The organism is uncultured Campylobacter sp., from assembly GCF_938031315.1.
Taxonomy (GTDB): domain Bacteria; phylum Campylobacterota; class Campylobacteria; order Campylobacterales; family Campylobacteraceae; genus Campylobacter_B.
Genome location: NZ_CALHHT010000052.1, coordinates 1 through 12,053, shown reverse-complemented (window position 1 = coordinate 12,053; position 12,053 = coordinate 1). Strand labels below are relative to the sequence as shown.

General features: G+C 49.3%; 10 protein-coding genes and 1 pseudogene. 5 read left to right on the top strand and 6 right to left on the bottom strand.

The genetic code is table 11. The features are described 5' to 3' along the window. Positions 1-186 precede the first annotated feature (186 nt). Positions 187-630 (bottom strand): copper resistance protein CopD, encoded by a 444-nt coding sequence (locus tag Q0236_RS01630; protein WP_297914268.1) that lies wholly within the window; start codon positions 628-630, stop codon positions 187-189. Between the two features lie 297 nt (positions 631-927). Then, the gene (locus Q0236_RS01625; RefSeq protein WP_297914265.1) at positions 928-2,247 is read right to left on the bottom strand and encodes a Na+/H+ antiporter NhaC family protein; all 1,320 of its coding nucleotides are present in this window, start codon (positions 2,245-2,247) and stop codon (positions 928-930) included. A gap of 87 nt (positions 2,248-2,334) precedes the next feature. Here Q0236_RS01625 and Q0236_RS01620 point away from each other — a divergent pair, with 87 nt between their 5' ends. Next, positions 2,335-3,345 carry a DUF475 domain-containing protein gene (locus Q0236_RS01620; protein ID WP_297914262.1) on the top strand — a complete coding sequence of 337 codons (1,011 nt, stop codon included), beginning with the start codon at positions 2,335-2,337 and terminating at the stop codon, positions 3,343-3,345. Between the two features lie 227 nt (positions 3,346-3,572). On the opposite strand, the gene Q0236_RS01615 is transcribed toward Q0236_RS01620, so the two are convergent. Then, complete coding sequence (locus Q0236_RS01615; protein ID WP_297914259.1) at positions 3,573-4,655, bottom strand: DUF3137 domain-containing protein; 1,083 nt, start codon at positions 4,653-4,655, stop codon at positions 3,573-3,575. Between the two features lie 134 nt (positions 4,656-4,789). Between Q0236_RS01615 and Q0236_RS01610 the strand changes: the two genes are divergently transcribed. Continuing rightward, a complete protein-coding gene (locus Q0236_RS01610; RefSeq protein WP_297914256.1) occupies positions 4,790-5,221 on the top strand; it encodes a redoxin in 432 nt (143 codons plus the stop codon). 58 nt (positions 5,222-5,279) lie between these two features. On the opposite strand, the gene Q0236_RS01605 is transcribed toward Q0236_RS01610, so the two are convergent. The 3 genes from Q0236_RS01605 to purB all read right to left on the bottom strand — a co-directional run bounded on the left by Q0236_RS01605 (position 5,280) and on the right by purB (position 9,382). Further along, positions 5,280-6,233: a YafY family protein gene (locus tag Q0236_RS01605; RefSeq protein WP_297914253.1), complete on the bottom strand. Its 954-nt coding sequence runs from the start codon at positions 6,231-6,233 to the stop codon at positions 5,280-5,282. 65 nt (positions 6,234-6,298) lie between these two features. Beyond that, positions 6,299-7,702, bottom strand: a complete 1,404-nt coding sequence (locus tag Q0236_RS01600) for an anion permease (protein ID WP_297914250.1) — start codon at positions 7,700-7,702, stop codon at positions 6,299-6,301. Between the two features lie 333 nt (positions 7,703-8,035). Next, on the bottom strand, positions 8,036-9,382 hold the full coding sequence (purB, locus tag Q0236_RS01595) for an adenylosuccinate lyase (RefSeq protein WP_297914247.1): 1,347 nt from the start codon (positions 9,380-9,382) through the stop codon (positions 8,036-8,038). Between the two features lie 135 nt (positions 9,383-9,517). Between purB and Q0236_RS01590 the strand changes: the two genes are divergently transcribed. From Q0236_RS01590 to Q0236_RS01580, 3 genes and pseudogenes are all read left to right on the top strand, one after another. Continuing rightward, positions 9,518-10,069, top strand: coding sequence for a sel1 repeat family protein (locus Q0236_RS01590; protein WP_297914243.1), 552 nt, complete (start codon positions 9,518-9,520; stop codon positions 10,067-10,069). Positions 10,070-10,205: 136 nt separating this feature from the next. Further along, positions 10,206-10,724 carry a hypothetical protein gene (locus tag Q0236_RS01585; RefSeq protein ID WP_297914240.1) on the top strand — a complete coding sequence of 173 codons (519 nt, stop codon included), beginning with the start codon at positions 10,206-10,208 and terminating at the stop codon, positions 10,722-10,724. A 947-nt stretch (positions 10,725-11,671) separates the two neighbouring features. Further along, positions 11,672-12,053 (top strand): annotated as a pseudogene (locus Q0236_RS01580) (propionyl-CoA--succinate CoA transferase); the annotation flags it as partial.

The window sequence follows — 12,053 nt, the reverse complement described above, 5'->3', positions numbered from 1 at the left end:
TTCGTGCTTTGGTGCAGACATAGTGGAATTTAAAATTCTTAAATTTCTACTCCCGCCCAGCAAAATGGAATTTTAAAATTTTTAGCAAACGTCGTATTTTAAAAGCAAGCAAAATTAAATCTGTGCCACGCTGCAGAATTTCGCAATAAAAGTCACGCTGCCAGCGCTAAATTTTTGCGCTATAAATCATACTACAAACATCAGCTTGGCGCAAAGCACGATGATGAATCCGAATACAAAGGCGATTTTGTGGATATTTGCTCGCAAAAACTCAGGCGCAGGCCTTCCCATCGCGCGGCAGCTTAAATTTATCGCTACGCACACGGCGATGATGAGCGCGAGCGCAACTTTTAGCATAAAGATTTTTTGAAGCGGCGTGCCGAAATATCCGCCGTTAGCGCTTCCGACCCAGCGGCTCATCATCATTCCGCCGGTGATTATCAGCGTAAAAAGACAAACCGGCATGATTTTAATCGCGCGCGAGCCGATCGCTTTTTTAACGCGCTCAAAATCCGCGCCCAGCGTGCCTTTAAGCCGCATAAAAATCACGACGTCGAAAAATATGTAGCCCAAAAAGATAATGGCGCAGATGAGATGGACGATCTGCACGTAAGGGTAAATTTGCTCCACCGCCGCTCCTTGCTATGAAATTTCGCCCATTTTATGCGAAATTTCAAATTTTAGCAATGATTTTCATCAACGCGCCGCGAGCGGTTAAATTTAAGTAGATCGCGCGAGCGACGCAAATAAATTTTAGCAAAATCGCGCTGGTAAATTTAAAAGTAAAATCGCGCGAGCAAATTTAAAAATGGCCGCATTCGTAAATTTACAAAATTTACGAGCAGCGCCGCGCGGACAAAATTCTAAAATTCTAAAATTCTAAAATTCTAAAATTCCGTCCGCGAAAACCCGCGCAAATTCCGCAATCTATAACATCATCGAAAAGATTATGCCGAATATGATTAGCGGGATATTAAAGAAAATAAAGGTCGGCACGCAGGTATCCCACATATGGCTATGCTCGCCGTCGATATTCAGCCCCACGGTAGGCCCGAGCGTGCTATCGCTCGCAGGCGAGCCCGCATCGCCGATACCCGCAGCCACGCCGATGATAAAGATCGTCGCCGCCGTGCTAAAGCCAAGCTGCGCGGCTAGCGGACAGTATATCGTAGCGATGATAGGGATCGTGCCGAAGCTCGAGCCGATACCCATCGTCACGAGCAGTCCGATGCCGATCATCAGCAGCGCGCCGCCTAGCTTGCCGCCGCTTAAAGTGCTCGCTACGTGCACCAGCTCGTTCACGCCGCCGGTTTCTTTTAAGATCGTGCCGTATCCTGCGGCGATCAGCATCAAAAACGCGATGTAGCCCATCATATGCACGCCCTCGTCAAATACGTTATCGAGCTTCTTCCACTCGATGCCTTTGCTCGCAAGCATTACTAAAATTCCGCTAAGCGCGGCAAACGGAAGCGATTTGATCCAAATTTGCACCGCGAAGCACACCGCGATACCCGCTAGCGCGCCCCATTCGCGCATACCCATCTTAAGCTCGCTAAAATGCGCATCCAGGCTCTGTTTGGTTTCGGCGTAGTCTCTCGGCTTGCGGTAGTAGATCACGGCTAGCACTAGCCCCACGAGCATCGGCACGGCGCTTAGCCACATCACGCTTGATATGTCGCTTAGGCTTACTGCGATGCCGTTTGCGTTCATATTTTTTTCGATTAGCCCCATAAAGATAAGTCCAAATCCCAGCGGCAGCGCCATATACGGCGTCTGCAAGCCGAACGTCAGCGCGCACGCTACGGCGCGGCGGTCGATCTTTAGCGAGTTCATTATCTTAACTAACGGCGGGATCAAAATCGGGATAAAGGCGATATGTACGGGGATTAAATTTTGTGAAAAGCACGCAAAAAAGGCGATCGAAAAGATAAAGACGTATTTTTTGTCGCTGATTAAATTTGCCACCGCGCGCACCAAGATCGCCGTTAAGTTCGTCTTTGAGATCGCGCTTGCGATGACGCCTAGTAGCAGATACGAAAGCGCAGTTTCTAAATTTCCGCCCATGCCGAGGCTGCCGGCGTTTTCAGGATTGCCGTTTATGAATAAATTTATGGCGTCTCCCAGCGGGATATTGCTTGAGAGCACGGCGCAGATCGTGCCGATTAGGATCGCAAGCATTACGTTGCACCTCAGCAAGCATAGCGCGCACATCACACAGATACTGATAAATACGGGATTGGTAAGCATCTTTTGCCTTTTTTGGAATTTTTGCAATTATATAGAATTTAGGGCTAAATTTTGCTAAAATCGCGCAAAAAATCGGCTAGGACAGCGATGAAATATTTTTACTCCTCTTTTGTAGTAAGCCTAATTGCGCTTGCTATCGCATTTTATATCGGCGGCGCGGGTGCCGCTTATATCTGCGCGCTTTTATGCGTGCTCGAAATCAGCCTCAGCTTCGATAACGCCGTAGTCAATGCCAAGGTGCTAAAAGATATGGCGCCGGTGTGGCAGAGCAGATTTATCCTCTGGGGCATTCCGATCGCGGTTTTTGGCATGAGGTTTTTATTCCCCGTGCTAATCGTCGCCGCAAGCGCGCATCTGGGTCTTTGGGAAACCCTCGTGCTGGCGCTTAAGCAGCCGCAGCGCTACCATGAAATTTTAAGCGAGAACGAAGCGCAAATTTACGTTTTCGGCGGCGCTTTTTTACTGATGGTCTTTTGCGATTTTTTCTTCGATGCGCAGCGCGAGCTACACTGGCTAGGCATAATCGAAAATAACGGGCTCGTGCGATTTTTAAAGCGCATTCCAAACGCGCCCACGCTGATCGCTCTAGCCGCGGGGCTCGTGCTGCTTGCTAAAACGGGCTCAGGGGCGCTAGGCGCGGCGTATTTCGGCGCGATCCTGCTCTATCTGCTCATCTCCTGCTTCGACCGCCTTTTCGGCACGGACGGCGTAAAAAACGGTCTCGCGGGCTTTTTGTATTTAGAAACCCTGGACGCGAGCTTTAGCTTCGACGGCGTGATCGGGGCGTTTGCGCTAAGCGATAATATCTTCATCATCATGCTAGGGCTCGGCGCTGGCGCGATGTTCGTGCGCTCCATCACGCTGTATCTCATCGCGCGCGGCACGCTGTCGCACTTCGCGTATCTGGAGCACGGCGCGCACTACGCCATCGCGTGTTTGGCGTTTATAATGTTTGCCAAGCTGAAATTTGAAGTAAGCGAGATCATAACGGGCACCGTGGGGATATTATTCATCGCGCTATCGCTCCTTTCGTCGGTGCTTTACAACCGCCGCAACAAACGCAAACTAATCGAAACGATCGCGGGAAACAACGAGTAAAATTTCATCGCATATCTTGCTGCGCGCGAGATCAAATTTTAAAATTTCAAGCTACTGCCGCAAGCGGTAAAATTTACCCGCTTGCGCCGCGTTAAATTCTAAGAGACGCCGAATTTCAATAAACGCCAAATTCCAAAAGGCGCTAAATTTCAAACGCAGGCGATAAGATTAAAATTTTACTAAAAGCGTTAAATTTTAAGCCGCGAGATGGCATTTTAAAATTTAAATCAGCGATCGCGCGAGCTCAAGCCTTTATCGCGCAATCTCTGTAGCTCCTCGCCGCCGAGGGACGTGCTCTTTGCGGGCTCGCCGCTCTCGCTTGCGCCGCCAAAAAGCTCCTCATTCAAACGCAGCTCGTCAATGATACCAAGAAGCTGCAAAATCTCGGCCTTTATCCGCTCGGCGTCTCTTAGCGTAGTGCGCGGCGAAAACAGCGCGGCTTCGAAGCGGTTTTTCGCGCCGTTTAAAAATAGATAAAATTTTCCGTCCATAAACGCCGCGCTAAGAGCGATCTTGGGCGCAAGCTTAAGCTTCAAAGCCCCGAGACGCTCCATAAAGCTAGGCGTCAAAAGATACCGCGCCTCGATCTTATCGCTTGCGAACACGCGAAATTCCTCGCCGAAAATCACGTCGTCCATCAGCTCCTGATCGCCTAAAAATTTTGTGCCTGGCGAGCGGTCCGCGATGATGGTCCGCCCCTTAAATTTCTTATAAAACTCGCACACCAAAACCGAGCCGCTAAAGGCCTGCACATATTCGCCGAGCCTCCAAGCGTTCCAAAGCGCGATCGCCGATAGCAAAAAAGCCGCGGAAAGATCGCTCTTGGATCTTTGAGATAACTCTACAAGCCTCATAGATTCTCGCGTTTCATAGATTTTTATCGCCTCGCTTAGGCTAAATTTTACCCCTTTATACACGCCGTCTATCTGATCCTCGGCTACGAATTCATTATTCGGATAGATGCCCGTTTTGCGGATTTCTTCTTCGTCTATGCCGCTTTGCGGCTCGTATCTAAAGGCGGGATCGATATCTGAAATAATAGCGCGGATGAAGGCGTCTTTGTAAAAGGCGTTGTATTCCCACTTAGCGATAGAATCATCATAAATCCCCCATACGCAGCTTACCGCAATTATCGGGATCATCGCAGACATCAGCACGGCGGAGGAGTATTCGTTTTGGATCAAGCCGTGTATAAACCAGCCGACGGAAAAAACCGCGATGCATAGCAATAAAATCAGCGGTTTTAGAAATTTTATCTTGCACTGCTGCTGCTTTTTTGCCAGCTCCTCTATCGCCCTGTCAATATCCAAAATTTAACTCCAAATTTGATTTGCCGAAATTTTGCCCTTTATTTTACGCTAAATTTTATTAAAATTTCATCCGTTAAGCGGGTTTAAGATTTTTTATGCTATTTTTGCGACCTATTTCGATTAAAAGGCGAGAGATGATAAATTTACCGAAAAATTGCGTAGTTTTTACCTACCCGAAAATGGGCGATAGCGGCAAATTTTTGCCCGCAGAGTTGCACGGCGTGGCGGGGCTTACGGGCTGCACGCTTCAGTGCAAGGCCTACGAGAGCGCGCTTGCGCAGATAAAAGACCTCGGTTTCGAGCTTATCGCCGTAGGCAGCATGGGCGAGGCGGGCACGAGCGAGTTTAAGCGCGCTACGGGCGCCTCGTTTGAGTTCGTAAACGACGAAAAATTCGAGCTTGAAGTGCCGCTTGGGCTCGAAACCTTCACTACCGGCGACGGGAAGAAATTTTACCACCGCCAAACCCTGATTTTTAAAGACGGCAAGGAGATAAAGCGCTTTAGCCGTATCGCAGAGCCCGAGCAAGACGCACAAAACGTACTCGCGGCGCTAAAGAGCCTGTAATTTTAAAGTGCGCGCATCTCATAATGAGCCGCGTTAATAGCCCGAGCTTTTTATAAATTTAATCAAATTCAAGCTCCTCATTTTGTAGATACTCGTGGATTTGAGTATTAAATTTTTCGCGGGCGGTGCGCGGAGAGAGGATCACGAAATGCGGAAAAAATCTTTGCGCGAGCATCAAAATCATATCGTCACTCGTAATCTCGTAGCCGATAAGACTCCAACCGTTTTTAAATTTCCTGCCGATTTTTTGCGAGCGAAAAAACTTCTTTGCCTCGAAAAATTTTAAAATTTTGGGTGCTACGGCGACTTCGCACATATAGGGCTCGACGTCATATCCGTCGTAAAAGCTCTCCATATTCAGCAGGAATTTCCGCGTATATTCGCTGAGATTGAAGGTATTTGCGCGCAGCACGACCTCTTTTATAAATTTAATCCGAATGATGCGAAAGCCATTATTTGCAGGATTTTGTGCATCAATGATCGCAAGCTGCCAGTTTCCTTTGGAGTAGATTATCTTTAGCGCTTTGGCGCTTTTTATCGTCTCATCTTCATACGTGATATCGCAGTATTTTTTAAAGCCGATCGCCTTACGGAGCTTGATCAAAACCCCGATCTTAGGCGGCTTTTCGTGTGGGCTACCCTTGATCAAAAATATATCCGCAAGCTCCTTGGCGAGCTTTTCGTCCACGCGCTTATATGCAGGCGGCAAGACCTCGGTAAAGCCCGGATTGATAACATGAAGCAGATCGGCAAGCTTTTGAAACTCGAGCTTTTCCTTTTCACTTGGAAGCGTTAGCGAGCTGAGTAAATTTTTATCGGTGATGCCTACATTACCGCGTTCAGTGAGAATGAAATTTTCGGCGCCGAAAAACTCGCGCAGATCGGCAAAATACCGTCTCAGCGTACGCTCGCTAAGGCCCGTGGTCGCGGCGTAAGATTTAAGATTTATCTCGCCGATGCGCACGAGCACGCTAAGTAAATTTAAAAACTCGAATATTTTTTTGTTACCCATCTCTGTTCCTGTGCTCAGGTTAAATTTAGCACGTCAAATTTAAAGACTGCCGCGCCGGTGAAATTTTACCATAGCCCAAGCACTTTCCACCAAGCCCCGCCGATAAAAGTCCAGATTACTAAATTTAGCGTAGTCATTATAAATCCCAGCCGCCACCATTCGTTTTGCGTGACGTATCCTGCGCCGAAGATTATCGGAGCGGGTGCACCGCCGTAGTGAGTAACCGGCATCATTAAATTCGACGCATACGCAAACACTAAGGCGACCAAGTACGCAGGCGCTCCCGCGGCTACCGCAACCGCAGCAAAAGTTGCATACATCGCGGCGATGTGCGCCGTGAGACTAGCGAAAAGATAGTGCGAATAAACATATACCAAAAGCAAAATTCCAAGTGCGGCGATCCACGGAATTCCACTAACACCAGCGGCCACGAAGTCCGCGAACCACTTAATTAGACCTAGCTTGCTAAGACCGCCCGCAAGCGTTATAAGCGAGCCCATCCAGATGAGCGTATCCCAGCCGCCTTTTTCACCGAGCACGTCCTGCCACGACAATACATCGCTTAGCACCAGCGCACAGACGGCAAGCATTCCCACCGTCGTAGCGCCGATGCCGGTTAGCCCACCCGTAGCCCAAAGTGCGAGTGCGCAAACAAACACGCCTACGACCACTTTTTCGCCGTAGCTCATCGCGCCCATAGCGGCTAACTCTTGACTTGCGATCTGCTTGGCTTGTGGATATTTTTTAAGCTCGGGTGCGTAAATTTTATACAGCAAGCTAGGCATCAAAGCAAGCGATACGAGCCCTGGTACTATAGCGCCCATCGCCCACAAAGACCATGAAATTTGAATGCCTAGCGTATCGGCAGCAAGCTTTGCGATGAAAGGATTGCCAGCCATCGAGGTTAGAAACATCGCGTTCGTGATACCGTTGCTCTGCCACAACGTCTGCATCAAATACGCACCCGCCCTGCGCCTGGAATCACCCGGCTCAGAACCCAGCGCGCTGCTTAGGCCTTTTACGATCGGGAAGAGCACTCCTCCTGCCCTAGCCCCGGCCGAAGGCATCGCAGGCGATATAATAAACTCGCTGATAACGATTGAGTAGCCTATTTTAAGGGTACTATCGCCGATCAGACTGATGATTTTATACGCGATCCTGCGCCCTAGACCCGTTTTAATAAAGCCGCGAGCCAAAATAAAGGCGCAAAAAATTAGCCAGATCGTAGTATTGCCAAAACCGCCCAGAGCGTCGCTGGGCTTTAAAACTTTCGTCAAAACCGCAACCGTAACGCCGATGAAGGCGATGGCGCCGATTGGAATAGGCTGAAGTATGAGCCCTAAAATCGTCGCCACTACGATGGCGAATAGATGCCAAGCCTGCGCACTTACCGCTTGCGGGTGCGGGCAGAACCAGATAGCCATGCCGACCGCGATAAGTACTAAGAATTTTATAAATTTTGGATTCATAATGACCCCCTGATTTTATTTTGCCTCATTTGTCTCGTCATAAATTTAGCTAAACGGCGACGAGGCTTTAAATTTAATCGCTTAAAACTAACGGCAAACTAGACGAAATTTTAAATTCTATTTCGTGGCGTGCGACGTAAAATTCCACCGCGATTTTAAAGTCGGTTTAAATTTCACACACTGCGCGAGCTTCGGTAAAATTTTATGAATTTTACCTGCAGCCGCCATGTGGTAACCGTGCCGCGTAAGGATATACGAATTTAAAGCCGATTTTACGCCGCATCGCGAGCCGTTTCCGCTACGCAAAATGAGCAAGCAGAGCAAAACCCCCGCCTACCTCTTGCTGTCTGCTAAAACCCTATCCACAAACGCCGCGCTCTCGCCGGTGTAAAGCTCGGGGTTCATGATCTTTTCCAAATCGGCGCGAGTGAAGTATTTGGCGACCTCTTCGCGCTCGAGAAGATCGTCGATAACAGGCTTGCCGTCCGTGAAAGCCTTCATACAGACCTCATAAACGATCTCGTGAGCGCTCATCCTACCGAGCTTTTCGCCGAGGTGCAGCATCACGGCTTCGCTTAACATCGCGCCTTTGAGGGCATCGAGGTTACGGCGCATATTTTGCGGATAAACGATTAAATTTTCCAAAATGTCGTTTTGCTTCTCAAGCGCTGCGGCTAAGCAAACGCTAGCGTGCGGCACGCAGTCCCACTCGACCGCTTCGCAGCCCCAGTCGCGCTCATTTTCGCACTCCATCGCCTCGACCGCAAGCGGCGCTTGAGCGCGCACAATCTTAGTAAGCGCAATGACGCTCTCACAAACCTGTGGATTACGCTTATGAGGCATCGTCGAGCTTCCAACCTTGCCCATGAAAAACGGCTCTTCGACCTCGCAAATTTCTGTGCGTTGCAAGCTTAAAATTTCATGCGCGATACGTCCGATCGTGCCTGCAATGAGTGCCTGCAAAGCTACGAATTCCGCGATATGATCGCGGCTTGGATGCCACGAGATGACGGGTACGTTTAAGCCAAGATCTTCAAACATCAGCTTTTGCATCTCAAAACCCTTGCCCTCCTGACTTGCCATCGTACCGACCGCGCCACTTAGCTGTCCCACGAATAACCGCGGCTTAATTTCCTCCAGGCGCTGCAAACTACGCTTGATCTCCTGCGCCCACATCGCGACTTTGAAGCCGAATGTTATAGGTAGCGCGTGGATGACATGCGTACGACCTGCCATGACGGTATTTTTATATTTTTCGGCGATTCTTAGGCACTCGCGATATGTTTTATCTAGCAGCTTCGTAAGTAGCGCATGCGCCTCGCGGATCTGCAACACCATGCCGTTATCCATTATATCCTGACTCGTAGCTCCCCAATGCACAAACTCTCCGCTATCGTCGTCAAAGACCTTTTTAAACTCCTTCAAAAGTGGCACGATGGTTATCGAGCTTTTGTAATTCTCGCCGATCGCATCCAAATTTAAAAGCTCCACATGGGCAAATTTTGTGATCTGCTCCGCTCTACGCGGTTCAATTATACCGAGCCTTGCTTGTGCCCTAGCAAGCGCAGCCTCGGTATCAAGCCACTTTTGTACGCGATTTTCATCACTGAAAATCTTCTTCATCTCTTCGCTTGCGAAAAGCACCCCAAAAACCCTGCTGTCGATTGAACTTGAAGCCATTTTTTACTCCTTGGCAAAAATTTAGCCAAATTATACTCGCGGTCGCGGTCAGAATTTGACCGAATAAAAAATAAGTAGTTTTCCTTAAATTCAGCATTTTTGACTAAAATGGCGCTAAATTTAACGGAGGCGGGTATGAAAAAATTTCTATTTTTGGCGCTATTTTGCGCACTTGCGGCAAACTGCGGCGAGAGCGCGCGAGCGGATAAAATTTCTGCGGCGGACAAAACAACGAGTATCGGCGGGACCCAAAGCGCGCACTTTATAAAGAGCGGCGAAGCAAGCGCCGGCTCGCAAAGCAGCGCCGATGCGGTCATCCAAACGGACGGAATTTCGCGGGCGGATCTGCAAAGCTGCATCGTAAAAAGCGACGAAGGCTCCTGCGAGCGCGTCGCGCGCGGTCTGAAAAGCGGCTGCGAACGAAAAGATCAGCTGTCGTGCTTTTTCTACGCAGATGCGCTAGGGCGCGGCTTGGGCGTAGAGAAGGACGTCGTGGCGTCGTTTGAGCTTTTTCGCGAGCAGTGCGATGCCGGCAGCAGCGAAGCTTGCTACGAGCTGTCAGTCAAATATCTCCAAGGAATCGGCACCCCTCAGAGCTTTGAGCTCTCGGGGCAGGCGCTAGATAAAGCGTGTAAAATGCACAACAAACGCGCCTGCGCGGTGCTCGATCTACTGCCGAAAAATTAGCGCGGCAGAGACGCGATAAAATTCCGAGCTTCGAGCGCAAACAGAGCGCGCCTTTGAAATTTTAGCGGGCTGTGCGAGTGCAGCGCGCGATGAAGCGGCAAATCGGGGCAGGCGGATAAACGAAAAAGGAGCAGAGATGAAAGCTTTAAAGCTTGCGCTAGCGGCGGCGCTGGCGCTTAGTTTGGCAAACGCGGACGGCGAAGCCAAAGGGTTTAAATTTAGCGGCGCAAAAACCAGTGCGCTTTTAGCAAAATGCAGCAAAAAGGACGCCGCCGCATGCTACGAAGCGGCGATGAGATATGAGCTGGGCGGTCGCGGCGTCGTGCGAAACCACTTCAAAGCACAGGGCTTTTTCGCAGACGCATGCGAGCTCGCAACCCTCGCCGAGCGGAAGCAGAGAGACAAAACGGATGGCGCAGGCGGGCGCGCGATGAGCGATCTGCGCGAGCGAGCCTGCCTAGGCAATGCCGCGGCGCTGGAGAGCTTCGCGAGCGGGCAGTGCCGCAGCCTCGTGATATACGACGAGCTTTGCGAGGGCGGCTCGCAGGAGGCGTGCGACAATCTGGCGCGGATGAAGCGCGAAGGCTGGGCGCCTAAGGAGAGCTGCAGCGAGGAGATAGTCGCTAAATTCGGCGACGGCAAGCCGCAGAAATAAAATTTTACTGGCTTCTACGGCGATAAAATTTTAAAATTCCGCGAGTATAAAATTTGCCGAAATTTTATAAAGCTCGACCGAAAATGGTAACAAGGCAGACTAAATTTTAAATTCTAAAACGCGTTTAAATTCATGTATTAAGCGGCGTCAATTTTTGGGCTCAGAGAGATTAGAATTTACGCGGCAAGGCTCTTTGAATTAAAAATCTCGTGTAACGGCTGGAGCTACAATTTTAAGAACCAGAATTTAAACAAAATCTGCAATTTAGTCGTGACGATGATATAATTTTTAGAATTTTGCAAGCGTAAAATATCAAAATTTTGCGTATCTACGTCGAACCGCCCTCCCAAAAAAAGCGCGAAATTTGAAATTTTAAACTGCCATATTGTGCGAAGAGGCAAGAATTTCAGGCAGAGGGAATTTCAATTAATGCGGATTAAAATCCGAGCGCGGCATGCAAAGGTGGTACTGCAAGCGATGGAATTTCAAATATGGGCTCAAGGCTAGCAAGCCGCGGAATTTAAACGCCACGAGCGATAAATTCCAAAGCACCTATTTTAAAATTGCGAGGCGGATATTTAAATTTAAGTGCGGCGAGCGATTAAATTGCAAAAGGAAGCTTAAATTTAAATATCGCAGCTCACAAATTATGCGTAAATTTTGCGCCTAAATTCCACAAGATTGGATGCGCAATAAGCGTTTGCAGTATCGCAGCGAGACTATCAACTAAGCCCCAACACGCTTAAAATCCTATCTACCGAGCGCTTGTGCAAGCGCGTATTTCAAACCGCCGAAGCAAAAAAGCCTGATCGGAGGCGTTTGGCGACGTATCCCAACCGATCGCGCCTCATATTTTGCTCTATAGCCTAGCTCGCGCACGAAATTTAGATTTTGAAATTTAGCGCAAAAATATTATAATTTCGCCCAAATCACGGCTAGGACGGAAAATGAACTCACGCGTGCAAAACGAATATCTAAAATCAAAAATTATGAGCGCCGAGGAAGCCTGCGAGCTGATCCCAAATGGCGCATCGGTGGGCTTTAGCGGCTTTGTTGGGGCGGGCTGCGCACTAGCGCTGCCGCAGGCTCTGGCGCAACGAGCAACAACGCTGCACGAAAAAGGTGAGCCCTATCAAATCGAAATTTTTACGGGCGCATCGACTGATCCGCTTTTAGACGGAGTTTTGGCAAAAGCAGGCGCTGTGAGCTTTCGCGCGCCGTTTTTTACGGATGCCGATATGCGCCGTGCGATAAATAGCGGCGCCGTGCGATACGCGGACGTGCATCTATCAAGCCTTGCCGCGCAGCTTAAAGCTGGCTTTTTTCCAC

What these genes read in the sequence shown, in the direction of transcription:
- Q0236_RS01590 (WP_297914243.1), top strand. Translation starts at nt 9,518, where the DNA reads ATGAAAAAATTTCTATTTTTGGCGCTATTTTGCGCACTTGCGGCAAAC.
- Q0236_RS01605 (WP_297914253.1), bottom strand. Translation starts at nt 6,233, where the DNA reads ATGGGTAACAAAAAAATATTCGAGTTTTTAAATTTACTTAGCGTGCTC.
- Q0236_RS01620 (WP_297914262.1), top strand. Translation starts at nt 2,335, where the DNA reads ATGAAATATTTTTACTCCTCTTTTGTAGTAAGCCTAATTGCGCTTGCT.
- Q0236_RS01585 (WP_297914240.1), top strand. Translation starts at nt 10,206, where the DNA reads ATGAAAGCTTTAAAGCTTGCGCTAGCGGCGGCGCTGGCGCTTAGTTTG.
- purB (WP_297914247.1), bottom strand. Translation starts at nt 9,382, where the DNA reads ATGGCTTCAAGTTCAATCGACAGCAGGGTTTTTGGGGTGCTTTTCGCA.
- Q0236_RS01610 (WP_297914256.1), top strand. Translation starts at nt 4,790, where the DNA reads ATGATAAATTTACCGAAAAATTGCGTAGTTTTTACCTACCCGAAAATG.
- Q0236_RS01600 (WP_297914250.1), bottom strand. Translation starts at nt 7,702, where the DNA reads ATGAATCCAAAATTTATAAAATTCTTAGTACTTATCGCGGTCGGCATG.
- Q0236_RS01625 (WP_297914265.1), bottom strand. Translation starts at nt 2,247, where the DNA reads ATGCTTACCAATCCCGTATTTATCAGTATCTGTGTGATGTGCGCGCTA.